Annotated in this window: 25 protein-coding genes and 1 tRNA gene; 9 read left to right on the forward strand and 17 right to left on the reverse strand. The window is 47.4% G+C overall.

What is annotated here, in order from left to right:
• Nucleotides 1-5: 5 nt before the first annotated feature.
• The gene (locus K1I37_RS16435) at nt 6-1,373 is read right to left on the reverse strand and encodes a DHA2 family efflux MFS transporter permease subunit (protein ID WP_051189299.1); all 1,368 of its coding nucleotides are present in this window, start codon (nt 1,371-1,373) and stop codon (nt 6-8) included.
• 326 nt (nt 1,374-1,699) lie between these two features.
• The gene (locus tag K1I37_RS16440; RefSeq protein WP_407653231.1) at nt 1,700-2,116 is read right to left on the reverse strand and encodes a MarR family transcriptional regulator; all 417 of its coding nucleotides are present in this window, start codon (nt 2,114-2,116) and stop codon (nt 1,700-1,702) included.
• 2,806 nt (nt 2,117-4,922) lie between these two features.
• On the opposite strand from K1I37_RS16440, the gene K1I37_RS16445 reads away from it, so the two are divergent.
• From K1I37_RS16445 to K1I37_RS16455, 3 genes are all read left to right on the forward strand, one after another.
• A complete protein-coding gene (locus K1I37_RS16445) occupies nt 4,923-6,149 on the forward strand; it encodes an IS256 family transposase (RefSeq protein ID WP_146824841.1) in 1,227 nt (408 codons plus the stop codon).
• Between the two features lie 821 nt (nt 6,150-6,970).
• Nucleotides 6,971-8,173: a transposase gene (locus tag K1I37_RS16450; protein WP_242215929.1), complete on the forward strand. Its 1,203-nt coding sequence runs from the start codon at nt 6,971-6,973 to the stop codon at nt 8,171-8,173.
• Nucleotides 8,174-8,390: 217 nt separating this feature from the next.
• Nucleotides 8,391-9,137, forward strand: coding sequence for a hypothetical protein (locus tag K1I37_RS16455; protein WP_021294895.1), 747 nt, complete (start codon nt 8,391-8,393; stop codon nt 9,135-9,137).
• Between the two features lie 307 nt (nt 9,138-9,444).
• Here the strand turns inward: K1I37_RS16455 and K1I37_RS16460 are convergent, their stop codons facing one another.
• A complete protein-coding gene (locus K1I37_RS16460; protein ID WP_152498705.1) occupies nt 9,445-9,723 on the reverse strand; it encodes a hypothetical protein in 279 nt (92 codons plus the stop codon).
• A 527-nt stretch (nt 9,724-10,250) separates the two neighbouring features.
• On the opposite strand from K1I37_RS16460, the gene K1I37_RS16465 reads away from it, so the two are divergent.
• Nucleotides 10,251-10,667: a hypothetical protein gene (locus tag K1I37_RS16465; RefSeq protein ID WP_021294897.1), complete on the forward strand. Its 417-nt coding sequence runs from the start codon at nt 10,251-10,253 to the stop codon at nt 10,665-10,667.
• A 159-nt stretch (nt 10,668-10,826) separates the two neighbouring features.
• Here K1I37_RS16465 and K1I37_RS16470 read toward each other — a convergent pair whose 3' ends face one another.
• On the reverse strand, nt 10,827-11,186 hold the full coding sequence (locus K1I37_RS16470; protein WP_242215930.1) for an integrase core domain-containing protein: 360 nt from the start codon (nt 11,184-11,186) through the stop codon (nt 10,827-10,829).
• Between the two features lie 182 nt (nt 11,187-11,368).
• On the reverse strand, nt 11,369-11,596 hold the full coding sequence (locus tag K1I37_RS16475) for an IS3 family transposase (protein ID WP_242215931.1): 228 nt from the start codon (nt 11,594-11,596) through the stop codon (nt 11,369-11,371).
• Nucleotides 11,597-11,723: 127 nt separating this feature from the next.
• Between K1I37_RS16475 and K1I37_RS16480 the strand changes: the two genes are divergently transcribed.
• A complete protein-coding gene (locus K1I37_RS16480; protein WP_242215904.1) occupies nt 11,724-13,040 on the forward strand; it encodes an IS1380 family transposase in 1,317 nt (438 codons plus the stop codon).
• 265 nt (nt 13,041-13,305) lie between these two features.
• Here the strand turns inward: K1I37_RS16480 and K1I37_RS16485 are convergent, their stop codons facing one another.
• Nucleotides 13,306-13,593: a transposase gene (locus K1I37_RS16485; protein ID WP_067623977.1), complete on the reverse strand. Its 288-nt coding sequence runs from the start codon at nt 13,591-13,593 to the stop codon at nt 13,306-13,308.
• A gap of 471 nt (nt 13,594-14,064) precedes the next feature.
• On the opposite strand from K1I37_RS16485, the gene K1I37_RS16490 reads away from it, so the two are divergent.
• A complete protein-coding gene (locus K1I37_RS16490; protein ID WP_242215907.1) occupies nt 14,065-15,267 on the forward strand; it encodes a transposase in 1,203 nt (400 codons plus the stop codon).
• A gap of 396 nt (nt 15,268-15,663) precedes the next feature.
• Nucleotides 15,664-15,750, forward strand: a tRNA-Leu gene (locus K1I37_RS16495).
• 145 nt (nt 15,751-15,895) lie between these two features.
• Here the strand turns inward: K1I37_RS16495 and K1I37_RS16500 are convergent.
• The 8 genes from K1I37_RS16500 to K1I37_RS16535 all read right to left on the reverse strand — a co-directional run bounded on the left by K1I37_RS16500 (nt 15,896) and on the right by K1I37_RS16535 (nt 21,032).
• Nucleotides 15,896-16,231, reverse strand: coding sequence for a hypothetical protein (locus tag K1I37_RS16500; RefSeq protein WP_021295232.1), 336 nt, complete (start codon nt 16,229-16,231; stop codon nt 15,896-15,898).
• A gap of 107 nt (nt 16,232-16,338) precedes the next feature.
• Entirely contained in the window at nt 16,339-16,692 is a 354-nt protein-coding gene (locus K1I37_RS16505) for a hypothetical protein (RefSeq protein WP_021295230.1), read from the reverse strand.
• An 86-nt stretch (nt 16,693-16,778) separates the two neighbouring features.
• Nucleotides 16,779-18,770, reverse strand: a complete 1,992-nt coding sequence (locus K1I37_RS16510) for an ATP-binding protein (protein WP_152498718.1) — start codon at nt 18,768-18,770, stop codon at nt 16,779-16,781.
• A gap of 287 nt (nt 18,771-19,057) precedes the next feature.
• Nucleotides 19,058-19,702 (reverse strand): M23 family metallopeptidase, encoded by a 645-nt coding sequence (locus tag K1I37_RS16515; protein ID WP_021295228.1) that lies wholly within the window; start codon nt 19,700-19,702, stop codon nt 19,058-19,060.
• Between the two features lie 3 nt (nt 19,703-19,705).
• Nucleotides 19,706-20,125, reverse strand: a complete 420-nt coding sequence (locus tag K1I37_RS16520; RefSeq protein ID WP_021295227.1) for a hypothetical protein — start codon at nt 20,123-20,125, stop codon at nt 19,706-19,708.
• Between the two features lie 304 nt (nt 20,126-20,429).
• Nucleotides 20,430-20,663, reverse strand: a complete 234-nt coding sequence (locus K1I37_RS16525; RefSeq protein ID WP_021295226.1) for a hypothetical protein — start codon at nt 20,661-20,663, stop codon at nt 20,430-20,432.
• Nucleotides 20,660-20,830, reverse strand: coding sequence for a hypothetical protein (locus K1I37_RS16530; protein WP_021295225.1), 171 nt, complete (start codon nt 20,828-20,830; stop codon nt 20,660-20,662). The genes K1I37_RS16525 and K1I37_RS16530 overlap by 4 nt, the downstream gene beginning before the upstream one ends.
• 1 nt (nt 20,831) lies before the next feature.
• Entirely contained in the window at nt 20,832-21,032 is a 201-nt protein-coding gene (locus K1I37_RS16535) for a hypothetical protein (RefSeq protein ID WP_021295224.1), read from the reverse strand.
• Nucleotides 21,033-21,147: 115 nt separating this feature from the next.
• Between K1I37_RS16535 and K1I37_RS16540 the strand changes: the two genes are divergently transcribed.
• Together K1I37_RS16540 and K1I37_RS16545 are read left to right on the forward strand one after the other, a co-directional pair.
• Nucleotides 21,148-21,381, forward strand: coding sequence for a helix-turn-helix transcriptional regulator (locus K1I37_RS16540; protein ID WP_021295223.1), 234 nt, complete (start codon nt 21,148-21,150; stop codon nt 21,379-21,381).
• Nucleotides 21,378-22,010, forward strand: coding sequence for a DUF3644 domain-containing protein (locus K1I37_RS16545; RefSeq protein WP_021295222.1), 633 nt, complete (start codon nt 21,378-21,380; stop codon nt 22,008-22,010). Before K1I37_RS16540 ends, K1I37_RS16545 begins: the two co-directional genes overlap by 4 nt.
• Before the next feature lie 154 nt (nt 22,011-22,164).
• Here K1I37_RS16545 and K1I37_RS16550 read toward each other — a convergent pair whose 3' ends face one another.
• From K1I37_RS16550 to K1I37_RS16560, 3 genes are all read right to left on the reverse strand, one after another.
• Nucleotides 22,165-23,481 (reverse strand): IS1380 family transposase, encoded by a 1,317-nt coding sequence (locus tag K1I37_RS16550; RefSeq protein WP_242215904.1) that lies wholly within the window; start codon nt 23,479-23,481, stop codon nt 22,165-22,167.
• Between the two features lie 363 nt (nt 23,482-23,844).
• Nucleotides 23,845-24,066, reverse strand: coding sequence for a hypothetical protein (locus K1I37_RS16555; protein ID WP_021295498.1), 222 nt, complete (start codon nt 24,064-24,066; stop codon nt 23,845-23,847).
• 236 nt (nt 24,067-24,302) lie between these two features.
• Nucleotides 24,303-24,449 carry a hypothetical protein gene (locus tag K1I37_RS16560; protein ID WP_021295497.1) on the reverse strand — a complete coding sequence of 49 codons (147 nt, stop codon included), beginning with the start codon at nt 24,447-24,449 and terminating at the stop codon, nt 24,303-24,305.
• Between the last annotated feature and the right edge of the window lie 183 nt (nt 24,450-24,632).

Here is a 24,632-nt window from a genome sequence, read left to right on the forward strand (position 1 = left end):
AGATATTACGCCTTCTTTTTATGTGTAAGGAATAAACTTGGGATGAAGATTCCCGCAAGGACAATCGCGGATGCTAAGAACCCCGCATGGTACCCTCTCAACCCATTGGCGACAGTGGGATCCAATCCTTGTATGACAGCGGCAACAACAGTTGCGATCACAGCGGTCCCAAAACTCGAACCAAGGTTCTCAATCATATTGATACCGACACCTGCTTCTGGCAGTTGTTCGCTGTCCAGTCCTGTATATGCGTCACTCGTCAACGGAAGCATAATTCCGCCAAAACTGGTACCACGGATGAACAATATAATGGAAATCCAAACCATACTGGTTTTGTCAGTGATAAAGGTAAGTGGAATCGAGCCGATCAGCGAGAGAACAAGGCTAACGATGACCACATATTTCGCGCCGATCTGATCAATCATTTTTCCGATGATGGGTCGAGTCACAAGCATCCCAATACCCTGCGGAATTAGCGCTAGCGCTGCTTCGATCGCCGTGAAATGACGACAGTTCTGAAAGAACAATGGAAGTATGAGCATGGGCCCCATGATTGCGATATTCGCTAAAAACAAACCTACGCTGGATGCTAGGAAACGCTTGTGTGCAAACAAATTCAGTGGAAGCACTGTTTGATTCTTTCTGATTCGGTTATATAAGAGGTAGATGACTGCGAGCACAAGCCCAATGCCGAGGCATAGCATCGTTTCGCTGTTGTTAAATGACGCATGGTCCGCTGCCTTCGTAATTCCGTAAATCAACACCGCGCTCATTAAGGACAAGTCAATGATCCCAAAAACATCGAGTTTACTGTCTTTGTTGAATGGTTCAAAGTCAGGTATCGTTTTCATCATCAGTGGTGCAGCAATCAAAACGATGAACACGTTGATAAAGAAAATCCAGCGCCATGACGCACCTTGAACGATAAAGCCCCCGATGACAGGTCCTAAGATAGGTCCAAAGATCATAGGTGTGCTGACGATGGCCATCACTTTCCCTACATTCTCTGGGCCTGCGGTTTTCACCAAGAGTGTGGACATCAGCGCGGTAATAATCCCAGCACTAAATCCTTGAAGCAAACGAAAGAAAATGAATGCTGCGACACCCCAACTAATTCCAACAAAAAAAGAAATGATACCAAAAGCGAAGACTGCACCCACGAAGATTTTCTTCCCGTTATATTTGTTCATAATCCATCCAGATACGGGCACAGCCATCGCAAGCGCTAAGACGTATCCCGTAATCGACCATTGAATCGTATCCAACGTCGTGTTGAAATCCCTCGTTAGTTTATCAATGGCGATGTTCACCATGGTTGAATCCAGCATTGGCGCAATGGCTCCAAGCGCAATCGCCCAGGCAGCCGCAAGCATTTCCTTGGGCAATCCTGGTTCCTTTACTTTATTGAGCGTTTTGCAGAATTAACGTTCACAACGCATTTGACACTATATATAGTGTTCCATTGATATTTCGTACACTATATATGTGCGAGAAACGGTGAAAAATCGAATTCTGCAAAACGCTCTATTCTTTGACATTCGGTTCTCCTTTCTCGTATCAGAGGCCAACATTGTTTCCGTGTCACCAAAATTATCACCATTTTATTTCCTTGTCAACAAAATGACAGTCACAAAAAAGGCATCCCGTTCTCAAATTGAATCGGAATGCCTATGATTTCATCATTTAAACGGATCGCAATTTAATGAACCGTGAGACCTTGTTTCTTTATTTCAGCATCCAAATGCCGACTGTAATTTTCCACAAACCTAAGCATACTGTCGAATTCCTCGTCTGTCACTTGCTCAAAGACGACTTTGTCCCGCTCTTGAAACTCTTTGTGCAATTCCTCATGGATTTTATAAATGACTTTCCCTTGCTCAGTCAGTCTAAAATAGATTTCTTTCTTGTTATCCGACCTCTGGTAGCTTTCGATCAGGCCTTTGTCCATCAGCTTCTTCGTTAATTTACTGATGGCGCCTCGAGTCATATAAAGGGACTCCGCGAGTTTGGTTACATTGGGATCTATATTTTTTCCAATGGATTCGATACAATGTACTTCAGAAGGCTTAAAACCCTTAAGACTATCCTCCATCTTAGACTTATTAAGCCAGACCATCTTGTCAAATAAGTCCCTAAAATTCGTTATCAGCTGTACTCTTTTGTCCAAGGCCTACTCTCCCCCTGTCGGTACAATGATGATTATATTGATTTTTTGTTTCCTTTTCAACAATATGGAAGAAGAGAATACCTGATGATTACAGATGCTCAAAAGGTTGACCAACTGCTCAGAACGGACCCCGACTCCTTCAAACATCTCTTTTCCAATATCCCGATAACGCCACGCATGAAGTTTCAGTTTATAGAGGACCATCGGGACGAATTTCGTGTTGAAAAAATGTGTGAAGTGTTGAGCGTATCACGCAGTGGATATTACAAATGGCGGCAAGTCAAACAAAACCGCGCCCGTGGATTATCGCGCCATCCCATACCGGTGGACATTTTTATTTTCACACACGAAAAAGACCGCACAAGGCGGTCTCTTCCTGTAAGTCGTCGATGGTAAATGAGACATCCCAAAGGGTCGTCTTTGCTACACATCATCTCCCTACAACAGTTATTGTGTGCAGGGAATCGCAGATTATACGCAGGAAAATGATCGATGCCAAAAGCCACGAAAAAGACCTCTAGATCCGGAAGTCAAGAATTCAGCGATCTACAGTCGATACCTTCGTAAATCAACTCGTAAGTCTCGGTCTCACACGAGACCTAAATGCTGAAGTGATGCATGATGGGCTATTTTTGTACAGAGTAACTTCGAATAACCAACATTACACAACAAATTGTCGCCACTGCTGCCCCGATGGCCCAATGCTGAAGATGTGGCATCATCAACTGTATTTCAAAGCGCTGATCATTTCCTCCTGGTCCCCATCCAATGGCATGGTGATCTTGGTATATCGCTTCGTAGTGAAGCCACAAATAACGAACGCAATAAGACAATGTTGTAATCACTAAGATTGCCCAAACCGTTAAGACGGACCACAAAGACTTCAACGCGTACATCCCTCCCCACCCTTTATTCCCAGATTATGGAGTATACACAACCACCGCGTTCATGCAGAATGCCTCCTTAAAAATGACAGATGCCATCTCAAAACAAAATACCGATTGGATATGCAGGAATTGAATAAAGCAAGCTCCAGTGTATATATGTAATGAGCGTTTTGCAGAATTAACGTTCACAACGCATTTGACACTATATATAGTGTTCCATTGATATTTCGTACACTATATATGTGCGAGAAACGGTGAAAAATCGAATTCTGCAAAACGCTCGTAATATAATGAAACTGATTCGCTAGCCATTCAATAAGAACCGAAAGCGCTGTCCATATGACCATATATAGTACAAATTTCCCCCAGCGCGTTGGCATGAAATTCAACACGATAACTCCATACATCCCTGGGATAATGCTTTGGAAAAGCACATCTTTTGCTTCTAAGCTACGGTCAAAAAAATGAGCGTTTTGCAGAATTAACGTTCACAACGCATTTGACACTATATATAGTGTTCCATTGATAGTTCGTACACTATATATGTGCGAGAAACGGTGAAAAATCGAATTCTGCAAAACGCTCAAATAATAAAGATTGCATGCACCACCTAAATACCCATCGACCATGAAGCTGATCAAATCCACAATACCCCATGTGACGTACATTTCTTGTCGTGAGAGGTATTTAGGCATGAACACAATAATCAGGGCATTCATTGCTGTTAGTAAACTTGTGAAGCACACTGCACCGATCATACGGCAATTCCTCACAAATCGGGATTGAACTTAACTTGTCCATTCTTTCCGCGGATTAACCAGAAAATGCAATAACGCTGCCACTGGACTCTTGAGATGGATGTGGCTTTTCACATTGGATGATCCTAAAGATCGGGCTCGAGACCGGTTCATGCTTGGACACTTCAGCATTTAATGGTTGAGAAATCACTGTCCGTGGAGGTGAATAACTCGTGCGCTGTCCTGCTCATATTTGCCCACCAGTCTATACAGTAAGAAATCACTACATCCCACGCGAGATACCGTACGTTCACCCGATTGTAAACGTCAATCGCCAGGTCATCGTCAACGTTCCCCGTCACTATTACGTGCCTACTACTAGAAATATCGTCGTGGATCCTGGATGCCCAGGGTGCAGGAGAGGGTATTAATTCATACACCACTCATAAAAAACCGCGCCCCAAGAAAGTCATCACCAATGAGGCGGGGCGCGGTCCTTCGTTATGCTGATAGCATCTCAGGAGTTATAGGATATCCCACGGATGATACGGTATACGCAACAGTGCTCACCGCGCGCTACGAAAAGCAGCGCACCAGGGTGAGCCATTTTTATTTTCCAAGCGAGTAGGAGGCGCCAAGCCCCCGACCTCGCACAGCGTGCACACGCATCCACATACGGCGGTTCATCAAGCACGAAAAAGTTGCGCACATCCAAAATACAAATTTTGTATTTAATATTTTATCTAAGTTAAAACCAAATGACTCTGTCTTACAAACTAGGCAACCATCCTATTTTCTATGTACATATGCGGATACCTTCGAAGCCACCACAAATATAGATATTAGCCGACTCGTTCAATAAGCCACCTGGAATATCGTAAAGGGTAATCAATCACAAATGAAGGGAGTGCTGTTGATGTACGGAACATTTGGTGGATACACGGCCTGGGCAGTTGTATTCCTGATCATCTTCGTTCTCTTCTTTCTTCTCGTTCCAGGCTATGGTCCTACAACGACATCCTGCGTTAGAGTCTCAAGTAGTGGTGTAAATTCAGTGGTTAGATCTTGACGAAAAAGCCATCGAGTGCAATCTACTAAAAGTGACGAGCAATCAGTAGAGGAGGCACATCGATGGCTTATACGGATAAGATCGCACTTTTGGAGTTGATTCGCAAGATCGGATTAGAAGATGGTGATGTGGACTTTTTGAAGGAGGGTCTGAGAGTCCTTACGCAGGCAGTGATGGATGCTGAGGTCAGCTCGCTTATCGGTGCTGAACGCTACGAGCGTACTAACAAGCGCAGTAATAGTCGAAATGGACACCGTGATAGAGAGTGGGACACTCGTGTTGGAACGATTGATCTGCAGATTCCTAAGCTTCGTAGAGGGAGTTACTTCCCCAGTATTCTGGAACCCAGGAGAAAAGCTGAGAAGGCGCTTTTATCGGTTGTTCAAGAGGCCTATGTGCATGGTGTGAGTACCCGCAAGGTGGATGAGTTGGTTGAATCCATGGGGATTCAGGGAATCAGCAAGAGTGAAGTATCTCGCATCTGTAAGGAGCTAGATGACGTTGTGCAGGACTTCAAGAACCGTCCGCTTGAAGGAACGTATCCATATTTGTGGTTGGATGCGACGTTTCCCAAGGTCCGTGAGGGCGGACGTGTCCAGAGTATGGCGTTTGTGATTGCCATTGGGGTGAGAGCCACCGGTGAGAGAGAGGTATTGGGATTTGACATTGGTACCAGTGAGGACGGCTCGTTCTGGCTGACTTTCATCCGTAGTCTTGTTGCACGTGGTCTGCGAGGCGTTCAGTTGGCGATAAGCGATGCCCATGAAGGACTACGTAGTGCCATTGCATCTGCTTTAACAGGAGCTACCTGGCAGAGATGCCGAGTTCACACCATGCGTAACATCTTGAGTCAGGTACCCAGGACGTCACAGGCGATGGTCTCGTCCATTGTCCGGACGATATTCGCTCAGCCAACGCAGGAGGCAGCTAAACAACAACTTGCTGTTGTCGTAGAACAGCTCCAGGGAAAGTTTCCGAAGGCGATGGATGTCCTAGAACGTGCAGAGGAAGACGTACTTGCCTACATGGCATTTCCAAAGGAGCACTGGAAGCAAATCTGCTCCACAAACCCGCTGGAACGTTTAAACCGTGAACTGCGGCGACGCTTTGACGTGGTTGGCATCTTTCCAAATCGGGATTCCGTGATACGACTTGGTGGAGCCATTCTCCAGGAGCAAAACGATGAGTGGATCGTTGCACGGCGATACTTTAGCAGAGAGTCGATGGCGAGACTGACGGGAACTCAGGAACAAGAGTTACTGGCACCGACGTCTGTTTTACATAAATGACCCAAGTCACAGAGTGATTGCACTCAAACAATTTACACCACTTGACGGGACACTACCCATCCTGCGGTTACTGATAGCCAAAGAATTTGGCAAGTAAACCTGTATCTCATTGTCGTAAAGAGTAAAAAGCCTCCATTGGCCCAACCCATCCGCGTGCTACAGAGTACCCGTGTCATTACTCAGAGATTTAACAGCCATCCTAACACGATGGCTGTTTCTCTTTTTATACGAGCGTTTTGCAGAATTCGATTTTTCACCGTTTCTCGCACATATATAGTGTACGAACTATCAATGGAACACTATATATAGTGTCAAATGCGTTGTGAACGTTAATTCTGCAAAACGCTCAAGTAAAACTGAAGCCGAGAGAACACTTGTCGGAACTGGTATAGAGAGTTTTTCAGCTGTCCTGTATGTCTGCTCGGCTGAAGCCGTGACACCCGTCATACGTTCCCAACGCGGCCATGACCTGTATTGGTGAGGCTCATCGGCCGAACGAAGGCAGGTACCTGCTCTTCCTCGGCACGCCTGAACATGGCAAACTCAATATTACTCATCATCGAGTGGACGAGGATGTCGGTGGTTTCGACGCCGAGGTCACACTTAGGCATGTGGAGACGGACGTAATATCCGCCGCTCATGTATTTTGTGAATTCAATGCCGTTTAGTAAAAACAAATTTTAAATGATATACATGAGCGTTTTGCAGATTCATAAGTCCTTGCGGGGCAAAGGATTTCAGGACATGAAAAAGGACTTCACCCCAACTTCGAGAAGATTTCAAGTGACCAAACCCAAAATTCTCCGAGGAGGGAAGTCCACTTGTATCTTCTCCAAAAGTCCCTGTTTTCCTTTGAAGAGTGGCTAGAAATCGAACCCAGTGAGCGACTTGAGCTGTTCTTTTCTGCCCTGGATCTTCAGCCGTATGCCGCAAAGTTAAGGAATTCATCACCCCAGGGAGCAAAGCCTATCAATCGTGAAGCAGTTTTACGAGCGTTTCTTGCTGCTCCGCTTGAGGGGATTTCGACCTTTACCAAGTTACACAAACGTTTGGTTAGCGACCTGCGTTTCCGGTACCAATGCGGGTTTCGGTTAGATGAACCCGCACCGTCAATTGCCACACTCAGTCGAGTCTTCAAGGCCGTAGTGGATAAAGATCTTGCGAAGGCACTCTTCATTGACCTGGTCAGTCAGTGCAAAGAGGCTGGAATCATCGATGGAAGTCACCTCGCCATTGACAGTACAGCGGTTGGTGCCTATGAGAAGAAGCAACCGAAATCACGTAGTCAAGAAACGGGTAACGCCAACTGGGGTGCCAAGTATGACACATTTGGCAACAAGCTCACGTGGTTCGGATACAAAATTCACCTCGCAGTGGATACTTCCAGCGAGTTACCTGTAGCCTTGGAGGTCACACCCGCTCATGTTTATGACGGTGAGATGGCGATTCCACTCATGAAAGATGTCGTCGAAAACTACGGTTGGAAGGTCAAATACGTCATGATGGATGCCGGGTATGACCAGGTGAAAAACTACGAGGCTGCCCGTGGCTATGGTGCGCAAGCAATCATTGCACTCAATAAGCGGGGAGAAAAGGAACCGCCTGCAGGCATGGCATCCGATGGTACACCTCGTTGCTCCATGGGTTACGACATGGTCTATTGGGGAGCCGACGGTGACCGATTAAAGTTCCGTTGTCCACATGCAGTAGGTAAGGTTGGCTGCCCGCTTGGGACTGCTGCTTGCTCTGACTCCAACTACGGAATGGTAGTCAAGAAGAGCATCACCGACGATGTCAGGCGTTACGCCAACCCGCACCGAAACACGCGGGGTTGGATAGCTCTCTACAAGGAGCGAACGTCGGTGGAGAGATGTAATTCCCGGCTGAAAGAAAATCTTACAGCCAACGACACGCACGTCCATGGCATTGAGAAGGTCACCACATACGTTTACCTCAATGCGATTGTTCTACTTGCTTCTGCACTGGCGATGAACACGACAGCAAGCTCACTGAAGACGGCTTAATCTGATACGATTCTTGGCACTCTGTTATTGGCAAGGGCATGCGAAAACCTAGACGACACAAGCGAAAAATGTAAATGATAACTCTCGAACTGGTATTGTTTCTCTTTTCGTTTCAAAGAGAAATGTAATTCTGCAAAACGCTCACATAAATGGTATTCAAGGAATATTATAGTTCATATTGCTGATCAATGTTCAGAAACAAGAGAGGGCTAGACATATGATGAATTCTTTACTCGACTGTCTACTTGTAGGAGCTATCATCACGAATACAACCACTGCACACCAAATGTATGTATCTGAGGCTAAGATGTCAGCCCCAGCCGTATCAGTCAATTCCGCCAAATACAAACCAATGTCCGTTCCGTCATTGCCTAAAACTACCTACAAGACCGCTGTCAGTGTAGTGAAAATGAACGTAAATCATAACTTCCCTTCAAAACAACCAAAACTACCTAAAACATTTGTAGCCAATATACCGTCATCGTATAAGAATAAGTGGGTAGCATATGCAGCGACTATAGATGGAACACGTGTTTTATATATAACTGTACCGAAGACATTTACCCCTGCGAAGCCAACCGGAGGTACTAATACCGTAGCCAATGATGGCAGTTTCGAACTAGTGTTGAACGGCCCCGGAGCTTCCGTAAAAATTGATTCAAGTTCAATGTCGACTGGAGACTCTGAAGCCGAAGCTGCACCATTCTTTCCTAGTGCAAGGAGTCAAATCGAATCAATATATGGATGGAAGACGACTACCGCACAGCAACTCGGCGAAAAAGTAACGTATCCAAATTCCGAATTAGCCTTGTTTGGGTACAAGGACATTTTGGGAAACAACATCTACGGATTCAACCAATACATACCTATGGACAAAGTTACAAATCTCAATAGCTACACTTTTGGGTGGGATTTTGCGGCTGATATACGACAAAATCGACATCTACGTCAGCAGCTTCTCTAATATTCGCCAATCTAATTAAGCAAAATCACCAATGAGTCAGTATCATTCTCCATTAAAATTCAACCTCAACCGCACCACTGGATGTTAGTCTCGTGAGGTGGCTGGGCGCGGTCCGTCATTATGCTATAAGCACTCAGGAGTTACGGGATTACCCACACGGATGACACGATATGCGCAACACCGCTCGCCGCGCGATCCGAAAGGCAGCGGATCAAGTGAGACTTTTTATTTTAGATCCCCCATATTATAATTACCCAGACACAGAATCCCCATCGCCTGCACGCGATGAGGATTCTGTACACCAGTTTTACTTTTTCTTCGTTGTTTTTGAATGATTAGCTTTAGATGCTGTCTTTTTAGCCGAAGGTTTCGTCACCTTATGAGTTGTCTTGTGTTTAGATGCAGACGACTTATGAGTTGTTACCTTCGGCGCTGTTTTTGTGGTTTTGTGATGAGACTTCGTTGTGTGCGTTGTAGCATGTGCTGTTTTCGGATGGTCGACAGTCTTTGACGTTGCTGCAAATGCCATAGTCGGTGCAGCCATTAGTGCAACTGTTGCCATTGTGGAGAGAAGCACTTTTTTCATTGATAATCCTCAAATATTGGTTAGCCAATATGGCCAATACCAATATAGGACAAACGTGCTCAAAAATTTTTCAAGGTTACCCATCGATTCGGCAGGAAGAATGGCGTAAGGTTGCGGAGTTAGAGAAAAACAAAATATGGATGAAGTTTTCAGATGGCGCTCTCGTTGAGGTATGAAATCACAGTAGGACAACTCAAAACCGCGCCCTCCCGATGCTAGTCTCGTGAAGTAAATAGGGCGCGGTTATACTACATTTTATTCCTTAATATGAATAATATACATAATCGAACCATATCGCAAATAAAAGGACTGATAATACGATAAGCTGCGCCCCGAATGTCATCCCCAAGGGAATGGGGCGCGGCCCCTCATGTTAAATCACTGAGGCGTTATAAGATGTCCTACAGAGAGTTCGATATACGACATCGAAAAACTGTCTAAACCCAATTATTTCTTGCACAGGCGTTTATCTGTTACTCCCTAAACTTGTCTACATATTCTGTAGTCAGAAGGGAGGTTGTCACAATATGTATACAGTATATGATGCAGCAGCAAGCGTTCCCAGCGCTACATTCGGATCATTGTCCCGTGCGATTCCTGGCACACCATCCACCATTATTCTCGCTGAGTTTGGACTCGCAACAGGCTCCCCTTCTCCGCGAGTATTATTGGATGCCACTGTTGGTGTGTCTGCCGTACTTCTAGCACCAAATATCGTGTTCTCAATTCTTCGGGATGGCGCCGTCATTTTTACGACTCAGGCTCAAGAGTCATTGACGGTCATTCAGAACGAAACCATCTCATTCACAACGGCAGATATCAACGTAGCCCCTGGTTATCACTCGTACCAATTAGTAGCTTCACTTACGAATGCGCTTCTCAATGCGGCGAACGTCGTAGGCCCAGTCACGTTTACTGGAATTTCCCTACAGAAATCTAGTTAACGCAGAAAAGGACGGCTCAGGCCGTCCCTCTGCATCGTCATACTCTCCATTTTTCGTTAAAGTACCGCTGGTCGAGCGGACGTATTGAACCCCGTCCTGTCAAGACAGATGTGCATAATTTTTTGAGATAACGCCATTCTATTCTGGTAATTATCAGGTCTACGCTGCCTCTTTTGATTCCTTCCATTTTCTGAATTCCTGCGGTGTACGATAGCCCAACGCTGAGTGCGGGCGCTCTTTGTTGTAGAACTCAATATACGTTTTGATTGCGATCTTGGCTTCCGCGAAGTTGTCGTATTCCTGCATCCAAACTTCTTCCTCCTTCAACGAACGGAAGAAACGTTCGATATAGCCATCTGCGTCCGGGTTGTTATAACCTGTCCGTTCATGTTTCACCTGGCAGTCCTTCATGGCTTGTACGAATCGTCGACTTGTCATTTGGCATCCGTTGTCAGTTCTGAGCGTTAAGTTTGCGCCTAGTACCCCGCTCGGGAATCGGTAGTTGAATGCGTTATCCACGGCCTGCAGCAATTCCTCTGTCCGGCAATAGCGCGAAACGAATACCCCACAATTTCACGGTCGTACGCATCGATTACCGCGAACAGATATCCCCAGCCATCCTTACCACACCAAATTTTTGTCATATCGCACTGGAAGTGTTCGTTTGACTGACTCACCAGAATCTTTCCAGACCGCTTCTTTCAGGAAGCTTCTCGCTGTGGGGATTTGACCAACAATCCCATTTCCCGCATGAGCCGGTGTACTCGTTTGTGGTTTACCTGCATGCTGTATTGACGACGCAACATGACCTTGATTCTACGGTATCCATATCGTGGGAATCTCTCGCATAGATGGCGAATCCGCTGTTTCAATAGGGCGTCTTTATCTATAACCGCTTTTTTCGCCTTCTTCACAGGCTCCTTTAACAAGCTATAACCCCGGATTTCGACGATTGTGTCCTCATGAACTGGTGTGAATAATTGAAAAGGTGCTCCCCGTATGGCTAAGATGAGTTTGTCGAGAACCACATCTTCGCTAGGAAGGAGCACCTTTTGGGTGAAACAATATAATCATACACGAAGTCAGTTTGCTCGTAAAAGCTCTACAATTCATACTCGCTACGATTTGAATGCCGCCACCTCCTTTGGCGGTGCAAGTGGTCTCATAGATTTCGTTTTGGGAACGGGTATTGACAGGGAGTTTTGGGTACATGGATTACGCAAGGGCAGAAACACCCAGTTCCACATGGACGATATTGCTCTGACCGTCATTTTCGGTTCCTTGCTGGGTCAGGAACGGATTTTCCACTTTGAGGACATCGAACAAGATCCCCTGTTGAAGCTGAAGTTGGACGTGCCGAAACTGCCTGATACGACTCTGTTGTATAAGGATCTGAAGCGGCTCGGTTCCGACGCTGGCATCAAAGCGATACGTTCGGCGCATAGACAAATCCTAAGGTCACTTCTCCCCAAAGGACAAGGCATCGTGGTCGATATCGACTCCTCTGTAGAGACTGTTTATGGCGCGCAGCAACAGTCCGCTGTTGGATATAATCCACACCATCACGGACGAGCGAGTTTCCATCCCTTGCTGGCGTTTGATTCACTCACTGGTTGTTGTCTCTATGATGAGTTGCGCTCTGGTGACGCCCATACATCAGATGGATTTGCGGATTTCTACAAGGCGATGAAAGACCAGTTGCCGGATGGCGTCAACATTCGTGCCGTCCGCATGGATAAAGGGTTTACCGGAGAAAAAGTGTTTCAGATATTGGAGCAAGATCAGCGGGATTACGTCATCAAACTGAAGTGGACCAAGCGACTCGCACAGTTGGCGCAAGCGCCAAATCTCCTCTGGCACTGCATCACAGAGAGTGACCGGGAACATTGTGACGTTACTTCCATCATGTATCAGGCAACATCCTGGGACAGGCCTCGGCGGGTCGTGATTGTGCGTCGCTTAGACATTGACCCCCAGGAGTGCCTGTGTGCGGATTGGCTCTGGGAATACGAGGCGATTGCCACAACGTTTGACTGGAGCGGCGAGGATGTATGGCACTTCTATAACTTTCGTGGTAACGCTGAGAATCACATCAAGGAAGCCAAATATGGATTTGCCATTGACCGATTCTCCAGCCAGAATTTCGATGCCAACAAAGCGCTGCAAGGTCTAAAGCTACTTGCGTATAATCTACTCCTGCTGTACAAGCACGTCGCGCTTCAACCAGGGGTGCGACAGTGGACCGCCGGACGGCTCAGACGAAGACTATTCCATCTACCTGGGATTCTAGTGCGTCATGCACGCCAGTGGAGCATTCGTCTTCCCGTGTATGCAAAGCATCGGTCGTTGATCATGCTTCATGCCGCCACGTAGATTTTTCTTCCAATTGAAAAAGTGGAGTTCATAGCCTGGCTTGGGGAGGGGGGAATTGTGTCCATTGCTCTAGTTCCGTACCATGATTTCGCCGTGTTCGCTAACAAATCCACCAAATACTTGAAAACATGCCCCGGTCAATGACCTCAATCACCTAATCGTCGAAATCCGGGATAACAATAAGTTCGATTCAGCTCCAATGCTTTCGCAATCACTGGGACCCGAAACCCTTCCTTGACGAGCTGAGCAACCAAGGAACGGCTGCTTACTTCCGGCCCCAGTTCGATTTTTTTCGCAACACATCGATTTCCATAGCTTGCTCGCCAATTTTGCTCATGGCTTCCTGCAACTGCTTCTCCAACTCCTGCTCCCGGGTAGAAGGACCTGACTGAAGCCCTGCTCGTCCACCAGCCAGAAATGCGTCACGCCACTTGTAATACAGACTTTGGGCCACACCATGCTGTCGGCAAACCTCGCTGATATTCGCCCCGGGAACCATCCCTTCCAACACAATGTTCATTTTCTCGTCCACAGTCCACTTACGTCCTGGCATGAGTCAAACACCTCACTACGTCTATTTTACCTCACGTCATCTGTCTGGGTTGACTCTGGGGCCAGTATAACTGAGAATTTTGCCCCTGTTATGCGAGCGTAGGATAGGAACAGGTATGGACAATTATTTTGACGCTTGAACGGTGGACTCTGGTACAGGCTATGGCTCTACAACGGCATCTTGCGAGTACTGATAGCGAATGTAGCTAGTAAACCTGTGTTCCATTGTGGAAACGAATAATAGCCTCCACTGGCTGAATTCGTCCGCGTGCTACCGAACGCCCACGTCATTACTCAGAGATTTAACAGCCATCCTAACATGATGGCTGTTTCTTTTTATCAAATGAGCGTTTTGCAGATTTATAAACTCCCGCAGGGCAAGGGTTTTTAGGGCATGAAAAAGGACTTCACCCCAACCTTCGAGAAGATTTCAAGTGACCAAACAAGAAATTTTCGAGGAGGGAAGTCCCACTTGTATATTCTCCAACCATCGCTCTTTTCCTTTGAAGACTGGCTAGAAATTGACTCCAGCGATCGTCTGCCCTTGTTCTTCGCTGTCTTGGATTTACAACCCTATGCTTCGAAATTGAGAAAACAGTCACCCCAAGGCGCGAAACCTATGAATCGTGAAGCGATTCTGCGCGCACTGCTGGCTGCTCCGCTTGAAGGAATCTCAACGTTCACAAGGCTTCATGAACGGTTGGCGCGAGATATACGCTTTCGCTACCAGTGTGGGTTTCGAATCGACGAAGCAGCCCCGTCGGTCTCCACACTGAGTCGCGTGTTTTCAGCCGTTGTTGAGTTGGGTCTCGCTGAGAAGCTCTTCATTGACCTGGTCAGTCAATGTAAAGAAGCGAGCATCATCAACGGACGCCATTTGGCTGTGGACAGTGCCGCCGTGAAGTCCTACGAGAAAAAACAACCTAAGTCCAAGAGCCAGGAAACGGGCAATGCCAACTGGGGCGCAAAATACGATACCTTTGGCAACAAGCTTGCTTGGTTCGGATACAAATTCCACTTGGCTGTGGATACCGCGAGTGAACTGCCAGTTGCTTTGGATGTCACACCAGCGAACGTCTTTGATGGTGAGATGGCGGCACCATTGCTGGAACACGTCGTGACGACGCACGGTTGGAAAATCGACTTTGTCATGATGGATGCTGGATATGATCAAGTCAAAAACTATGAAACGGTTCGTCAATATGGTGCACAGGCAATTATCGCGATGAACAAGCGCGGTGAAAAAGAACCGCCTGAAGGAATCGCATCGGACGGGACGCCGCGTTGCACGATGGGATATGACATGGTGTATTGGGGTGCGGACGGTGACCGACTAAAGTTTCGCTGCCCGCACGCGGTTGGGAAGGTAGATTGTCCGCTTGGAATCGCGACATGTTCCGAATCCAACTACGGTATGGTGGTCAAAAAGCGGATCACAGAAGATATTCGGCGTTACTGCGCACCACACCGAGGCACGCAGAATTGGAAGCTGTTATACAACGAGCGAACTGCTGTAGAGCGTTGTAACGCAAGGCTTAAGACGAATTTGACGGCGAACGACGTCCATGTCCGAGGCATCCGAAAAGTAAAGACACACATGTTCCTCAACGCGATCGTGTTACTTGCATCGGCACTAGCTGTGAACCATATCGAACGACACAAGAAGACTGCATAAATCAAAACGAGTTGACGTGACGAGAAACGGCGCAAGAATACCAGTATGTGGAATTTAGTTTACTTACCCTAGGTGTTGTTCCTTTTTCACCTCCACCCAAAACGACCATTCTGCAAAACGCTCAAATAAAACTAAAAGATAGTCAGCATAAGGCAACTACTCAATCATCACAACGCTTCACTCCCTAGCTTCTCATTGTTCTATATGAGATTGTGTTACTCAAGCCACCAATGACACACCAAACAGGTGAACGGCGATCCATGATGAGCACCATCAATGCACAGTTCTATGCAGATGCTGCACTTCTACCGGGCTTCTGTAAAACATCGAGTATCGTGCGCCACATGGGCGCTTGACCAGTATATGTTGTTTGTGTTAACATGATTTTCGCTACAAGCCGGGGTGGCGGAATTGGCAGACGCAGCAGACTTAAAATCTGCCGGGGGCAACCCCGTACCGGTTCGAGTCCGGTTCTCGGCACCAAGCGTACCAAGGGATTTCGGGATTTTCTCGGAATCCCTTTTGTCTATCCACAAGTGTCTTGCAAATCAATTGCAAATCTTCGTATTCCGAAATAATTTTTCATCATAAAAAGAGCGGCACCGCTGCAGGTTGCCGCTTCTCTTTCCTAGCCTATCCCACCCATGTTCTTTATCACGTCAACAAGTTCCTTAATCGTTTGACCATGCTTATCAATCACGTCGTGCAACTTATCCATCTGCCGGAACAGATACTCATCGTTGCGATTGTGCATATGGTATAGATCGGAGATGCCTTTATGCACATCACTGCGCGTTTCCTCCACCTTGTCGGCCAGTCGGTCAACATCGGACTTTGTGACTGCAGCTTTGCCAAGGTGCTTCATGCCATCTCGCCCAAACGGAGCAGTTTGTTTTGACCGTTCCCTGGCAGCTTGGCGCGCGCTTCGGATGCTGTCATAGATGATCATTTTCATGAGGCCCATGCTGCTGTCACCACCCTATGGCCTGGCGTGCCATGTCAATGAAGTCAAAAATGTCATCTATGTTGCTTTGCACTATCGGGTCTGCCGGGTCAATTTTGGCACTCCACTTAAAAACTTTGAATAGCACTCCCACTGTCTATGCCCTCTTTCGCCAATAGCTTGGCGGCGACGAGAGTCGCGTCAAATACATTTTGTTGATAATGGAGTTCGGCCTTTAATGCGTCAACTCGCGCCTCTGCCAGCAGTACATTTTTTCGTTCATCTTTCACATATTTCCAAAGATCCGCACGCCTGGTGTCTTCGTTTTTCATGTTCACTTTTCCTGAAGCCATCAATTCGCATTCTTTTAAATGACAGGCGTATTTTGCCTCGTTTAGACCGGTTACTGCTTCAAAATAACTCTTCTCAACCTGCTTTAATTTATCAGCCGCAACCATCATTCGTTTAATCCAATCGTCCACACGCACGCCCTCCTCAGACATGTTCCTTGCGGTGCAGCTATCCCTGCCCGCAGGATATGCTTTGGATGTGCTAAAACTTGCAAGTCCTACGCGTTTTGGCTAGTACTCTTTTTCTCTGACGGTGGCAAACTCATCTTGGCCAGAAATGGTGGTACAACCTGGCCGCCAGACCGCCAAATATTGATGGCATGATGGGTTGGTATCTTAAGTGCTTCGTCTACTGTAAATGGCGAGATTTCTTCTGCGAGGTCTTTAAATGTTTTCTTAGATGATGGATATAGAGAATAATGAGGACCTGCTGATTTGATGATTTCGGCTAGGTCCCTGGGTATTTGCTCCCACGAGTGAAACAACCAGCATAGCTTTAATCGATACTTCCGGGACTCCACGACCATCGACTTCCAATGGGCTGCGCTGGACAAAAACTGGTGCGGTTCATCCATCACAAATCCGCATGGGGTTTCTTTGACTCTGTTCTTCCGCCATAGCGTCGCCAGCCAAATTTTCGCTATCAATATGGCGCAAATCGTATCTGTTGCTTCTTCGCCAAGTTCGTCCTTTGGCACGTAGCAGATCACGCCGTATCCTCCGTTGATCCACTTTCGAAGATCGAGTCCGTTTGGCGTCCGAATGCACTGTGCTAGATAATCATCCCCAAGAAGGAGATCTAGTCTATTGAGGACCGGTTCCAAAACTTTCCCTTTCATACCTTGCGACAATTTGGTAAACGGTATCCAATCATCCGCGAGATCGCCACGCCCGACTTGTTTCAATCGCTCCATCGAGTCACTGAGGTACGACTCATCTGTGAACAATTTCACGACATCGGCTAGTCGATTACCACCCGTAGCCGCGACGGTTTTTGCCGCCAGTCGAATGTACCGTTTGGTTTCTAAACCGGGATCTGCACCTTGTCGTTCAAAGAAAGCTAGAACCTCTGATGCAAAGCGGTTCGTGGCCTGACTGCTGCCGCTTATCTCACACCAGTCAAGACCGACTGGCTTCTGACCAAACTCCACATGCACCACTTTGTCAGATTTCCCATTTGCGGCCGCCCACGTACTTACCTCTTTGTAAATCTCGTCTTTAGCGACATCGATGGCGAAACACGAAAACCCCTTTGCCATGAACTCGGTTACCATATTAGCGCCAAAACCGCGTGTTTTACCCTGGCCCATTCCACAGATGACGATATGCGGAAGGCACAATTCATCTAAATTGCCGATGGGGAAGTAAATTTGGGCGGTACGGCCCTTGTAGGTGACATCTCCAAAATAAAGACCCTTACTGTCTGTCAAACGCTCCACGATATCAACTTCACGTTGCCCAATAATATCTAATTGTTCTGCGTATTTTTCTTGGATCTGAGCGGTTGGCAATTGAATAAGTTTGCCGACTTCACTCGATGACAGTAGGTTCACATCCATCGCGAATGCCGTGGGCCTGCGTAAAGTGAACGCATTCAGTTCATCGATTGCAGACTTGTTGCCTTGGTTACCTATGAGCCGATTATCACCGTTAAGTACAGCATAGGCGTTGCTAAATGCACGACTGAGCACTTTTCGTCGGTTTGCGCTTTTTGAGGACACATAGATCCGGGCCCAGGTCTTAAATGTAGGTTGTGCTTTTTTACCACGGGTGGCCGGTGTAAGTTCAACTCTGTTCATGTTTCGGACAGCCTTGTTCTCTGGTTTTTTGTTACGTTCCTCATCCTTTTTCTTTGCCTCATCTTTGCTGTCTCCGACACCTGTAACCAAAGCATGAAGGCCATACATCCCATCATTGATCCACTCCAAAACCTGCATTGGTTGCATGCGACCTTTAAGATTGGCGCGCTTCGGCTCCCTACTTGTGTTCCACTCTTTATAGGCGTTATCCACTCGATCCGACCATGCGACACGGTCGTAAGGTTCAAAACAATATGCCACCACGGCACGGTCATCGTCACGAAAATCTTCGAGCACGCTCAGGATATCGCTAAGCGGCACGGTATCTTCCCGGGAGTCTGATACATCCAAAGCGAACATGTTGTGTTTCTCAAGCATCAACTCGATTACATCCGTGTGCCCATGTTCCACCGGACTAAACTCCGCGTCCTCAATTGTCGCCTTAGGCCAATATCGACCAAGCCGATGTTTCATGTAGGTCAAGGGTTCTCCCGTTGGCGCAACTGCATAAAATGAGATGCGGGATAGTGTAATGTCGATCAAGTACCAAAACCGAACAGGTGGTTGATGGTTAATACCTTTGCGTGTCAGTTTCAAGCGCTTATACCAGACATCATGTAAGTCGTGCATAGCGTTTGCAAACACATGGCCATGGGTATTCCGCACTGTTCGGTCTGGCTTGATTGATACCACTTGCATCAAGATGACCACCCCATGCGATATCCAATTGTCGCAATCAGACCACTGTAAAACGCCCATCTCCGCGGCTTTACCATGCCTACAATAATGCCGAGGAACGACACCGCGCAAATTAGAAGTGCAACCGGCGCGATATGGTGCAGCGCCCACTCTCCGAAGTCCTGCATCAGCCCTGATAATACGGACTCAATTATGTGTTCAATGCGACCAATCACAATGTCACTTTCCTCGTTTTTTATGCGGTTACTCGATAGGTGCAGCCAGTTGTGCCAGGGCGAGAAATAATCGTCAGGATTGACCCATTTACCGTCCGGGGCCATAACGCCAACATGCAGATGCGGACCCGTTGATTCCCCGGTGTTGCCTGACAGCCCGATCACATCGTCTTTGTGGATGCGTTCCCCGGCATAGGCTTTGACCTTATCTAGATGCCCATAGACGATCCGATATCCGTCAGGCTCACGTATCCATACTGCGTTGCCAAACCCTTTTGGTCCTTCATGCGAGATGTGATCAACTACGCCACCAGAGAAGGCATGGACGGGCGAGTCTTCGGGAGCCGCTAGGTCAACACCGATATGAGGCGTCTTGTGTGCAGTGTCAATGGCACCATAGTCCGCCGTTACTTTCCAAGGCCATCTCATGTCTCATACATCTCCAAACTGATGCCCAAGATGCCGAATGAACGGGAGAACAAATTGCATCCCAATATACCCGCAAATTGCCCACTTAGCTCGGTCTAGCGCGCTGGATGGCCGGCGCAGTATCATCTCAAGCCCTGCCCAACAAACCATCGTCACGGTTAACGGGAGCGCCTGACGCCGAATCAGTGGAATCACGTAATCCGCCCAGGATGCGTCCTCATTAAAATCCATCGAGTCCAGTTGCTGAGACTCGGACGCGGTCACAGCCATTACTTCTTGCGGTGCAACGAAATCCGTGATGGCTGCCGCAGCGCACGCCATAGCCATCCCTTGCGCCATCGCGCGCCGCATATCTGCGCGCTTAGGCGTTAAAACCGACCCGCGCATGAATGACGACCAATCAAGCGTCTTTACCTTTGCCATTACGTAGCCCCCTCCCAAATGATTTGGTCACTATCCAACTTCCGTACAGGCCAACACCGACACCGACTAGGAACGCCCCAACCGTTACCGTGGATACTCACCTCCATCTCGGACATCCTGATATGTGAGAGGAGCGATATGCCATGCCGTTATTTGCTGCGTATTGGGAGATAATTGTTGGCGCGGTTTGTTCAATCGTCGGACACGCAATGATGGTTGCCGGACAATAACGAACAGGCCAATATTTTGCCAGACATGCATTTTTAGAGCGCCCGCGCGCATAAGCCTGAACCAGGCAATAACCTTACTGCACCCTCCGAAGACCTTCAGCTTGTTCGGGCAATTTCAGCACCTTCACCGGCTGGAGTTGCCCCGTCTTCACCCTCAGGACATTCATCGTCTGACTTCCCACAACGGTTGTACTCATGGTCCATATGGATATTGGGATGATTGGTCCGGTCATCACAGAAATTCCAGCGACAGCCGCTGTTCCGATGACGATCCCACCAATTAGAGCAATTGCAGCGCTTTTTTTCACACCATTCCCTCCCCTTGCAAAGCCTTGCGGTACAACAATGTAGCCTCCCACACCGTGTCGGCGACACCGTAAACGCGATAACCGGCCGCAATCCAACACCCAAGCCACTCGAATGCGCACAGGTACGCCTCCGCTTCGCCAACGACGACACACACCATTTCATCCACCTCACCGGTCACCCCCTAGTTTTGTTGTGTCGATGGTTAACTCGCTGGGTTTAGTCCGAATCTGCAATGCCTTTTTACGGGCCACTCTTTCTCGCAGCCACCGTTTTACTTCCGTAGAGAACTGCATCGTATTTGCTTCCTCGTAAACGTCTGAGTCTGCATCAAGGTTGAAATAAACTTGCTTCCGCTTCTCGCCCTCCAACGTCGCCCCTCCTACGCTGTGTTGTGGTGTGATGTGTTGTTGATGGTAGAGGATATGGTGTCGATGCTTGTCGATATTCCATTTGAAAATTTTTAGAGAGGATTGTTTACGAATCATGTCGAATACGATGGATATGGGTACGAACAAGCAATCACGATTGAAGTCATTCTTAGAGGAACGGGGAATAAAACAGAAGTGGCTTTCTGAAAAGGCTGGGATTACTCAAGGTTGGTTGAGTAAAATCGTCAATGGATCGGAGCCTAAAGTTATGGACGCCCAAAAGATCGCACGGGCACTTGGTACTACAGTGGATGAGTTGTGGCCTTTGGAGGAGGAGGGCGAACAATGATCGAACATCACTCGCGCGATAGGATTGAATTCGAGTTATTCGAAAACGGACTTGACTTTATTCTGTCTGCTTTAGAACACTTGAGAGAAACACCATCTGATCGAAATATTAAGTACGGTGTACTTCATTTAAGTTCTGGAATCGAACTTGTGCTCAAAACCCGATTACTTCAAGAGCATTGGACGCTCGTATTTGAAAATCCAAAGAATGCAACAAAACAGCAATTCGATTCAGGTGATTTCCCGAGTGTTGATTTCGATACCTGCATCAGCCGACTCATTAACGTTTGTCAATTAAACTGGTTAGATAATGCACGGAAAAATTTGAAATCATTTCGTGACATTAGAAATCGAATAGAACATTTTGGTATCAGCGATTCCATAGAAGCAATTACTTCATTAGCCGCAAAATCCTTGTCTGTAGTTCTCGACTTTATCGCTAGCGATATAAATCAAGACTTAGTTAGTGAACACGAAGAGGATATAGATAATATAAGACGTGATTTAGTGAATTTTGAAAAATTTGTGAAGCACCGAATTGGACGTATAAAGTCAGATCTAAAACCGGAAGATACGATAATTGAATGCCCAAGATGCAGACAAGCTTTTAACCCGGATTTCGACGATTAGGTGATTGAGGTCATTGACCGGGGCATGTTTTCAAGTATTTGGTGGATTTGTTAGCGAACACGGCGAAATCATGGTACGGAACTAGAGCAATGGACACAATTCCCCCCTCCCCAAGCCAGGCTATGAACTCCACTTTTTCAATTGGAAGAAAAATCTACGTGGCGGCATGAAGCATGATCAACGACCGATGCTTTGCATACACGGGAAGACGAATGCTCCACTGGCGTGCATGACGCACTAGAATCCCAGGTAGATGGAATAGTCTTCGTCTGAGCCGTCCGGCGGTCCACTGTCGCACCCCTGGTTGAAGCGCGACGTGCTTGTACAGCAGGAGTAGATTATACGCAAGTAGCTTTAGACCTTGCAGCGCTTTGTTGGCATCGAAATTCTGGCTGGAGAATCGGTCAATGGCAAATCCATATTTGGCTTCCTTGATGTGATTCTCAGCGTTACCACGAAAGTTATAGAAGTGCCATACATCCTCGCCGCTCCAGTCAAACGTTGTGGCAATCGCCTCGTATTCCCAGAGCCAATCCGCACACAGGCACTCCTGGGGGTCAATGTCTAAGCGACGCACAATCACGACCCGCCGAGGCCTGTCCCAGGATGTTGCCTGATACATGATGGAAGTAACGTCACAATGTTCCCGGTCACTCTCTGTGATGCAGTGCCAGAGGAGATTTGGCGCTTGCGCCAACTGTGCGAGTCGCTTGGTCCACTTCAGTTTGATGACGTAATCCCGCTGATCTTGCTCCAATATCTGAAACACTTTTTCTCCGGTAAACCCTTTATCCATGCGGACGGCACGAATGTTGACGCCATCCGGCAACTGGTCTTTCATCGCCTTGTAGAAATCCGCAAATCCATCTGATGTATGGGCGTCACCAGAGCGCAACTCATCATAGAGACAACAACCAGTGAGTGAATCAAACGCCAGCAAGGGATGGAAACTCGCTCGTCCGTGATGGTGTGGATTATATCCAACAGCGGACTGTTGCTGCGCGCCATAAACAGTCTCTACAGAGGAGTCGATATCGACCACGATGCCTTGTCCTTTGGGGAGAAGTGACCTTAGGATTTGTCTATGCGCCGAACGTATCGCTTTGATGCCAGCGTCGGAACCGAGCCGCTTCAGATCCTTATACAACAGAGTCGTATCAGGCAGTTTCGGCACGTCCAACTTCAGCTTCAACAGGGGATCTTGTTCGATGTCCTCAAAGTGGAAAATCCGTTCCTGACCCAGCAAGGAACCGAAAATGACGGTCAGAGCAATATCGTCCATGTGGAACTGGGTGTTTCTGCCCTTGCGTAATCCATGTACCCAAAACTCCCTGTCAATACCCGTTCCCAAAACGAAATCTATGAGACCACTTGCACCGCCAAAGGAGGTGGCGGCATTCAAATCGTAGCGAGTATGAATTGTAGAGCTTTTACGAGCAAACTGACTTCGTGTATGATTATATTGTTTCACCCAAAAGGTGCTCCTTCCTAGCGAAGATGTGGTTCTCGACAAACTCATCTTAGCCATACGGGGAGCACCTTTTCAATTATTCACACCAGTTCATGAGGACACAATCGTCGAAATCCGGGATTAACCCTATTTGTTTGATGACTGTATCTCTAATAGTATCTGTTCCAGAATAGGACCGTAATTGTGCGGTTCATAAACGTGTACTATCGTCCCACACAACATAGAGCCTTCCCTGTGTCTTTACCATTAGCATCCTTCAACGTCTGAACCTCGAAGTGCTGTCCCTGTTTACAATGTGGACACTTAGCCATATCAATCACCCTCCCTACTCACAATTTCTGCAAGCGAAGGATGATTCCTGAACTACCTCACCGCATACCGCTTCGGCCGCAGCGCCCCATGCTCTCGCTTATACGTGTCAGCCGTCGTGATGACTCGCCCGAACTCCCGCTCCGTGAACTCGTCATACCATTGCTCTAGCGGGTCAGTATGTGGTTTCGGTGGAGGTACCGTGGTCCATTGCGTCCTACGGCCTGTTAGCGCGTCGTACGCGTATTCTTTATCGTCATCCTGGACTTTCTTCATCGGACAGGTGACACACATGCACTTGCCCATAATCGGTGATATCAAACGTAAATACGTACATGGATAGCCTACTTGGCATGGGTGCATGTGTACACCTCAATTCATTTTTATGGATGGCTCGGTTGGCACTCCGGAAATAGCTGTTATTGCTCGGCCCCTCGCGGACAAATGCATGCTCATAACCAAAAAGGCCACACCGAAGTGTGACCTAGGAGCTATACCTTATAAATTTGAACTCAGTACGCTCCGCCAGCATATCCGCCGCCAGCATATCCGCCGCCAGCATATCCGCCGCCGAATGCCGGTACAAGCAAGAAGAACAGAACGAAGATGATTAGAAACACCACTGCCCAACGTGTGTATCCACCAAAGCAACCGTCCATTTAAGCACCTCCTCGCGAGAAGATGCTTTATGTTACTCAACACCGTCAGAAAGGAGTGGGCAAGTAACAATTAGTTGCAAAAGGTATGTATATGGTGCACGCTGTAAGGCACAACGTGCGGAGCCAATTCTCTAAGAGGACGCGCATTTGCTGGTTCATCACCAGCGTTGGTGTCTCAATGGT

The sequence above is a fragment of the Alicyclobacillus acidoterrestris genome (genome assembly GCF_022674245.1).
In the GTDB taxonomy this organism is placed as follows: Bacteria; Bacillota; Bacilli; order Alicyclobacillales; family Alicyclobacillaceae; genus Alicyclobacillus; species Alicyclobacillus acidoterrestris.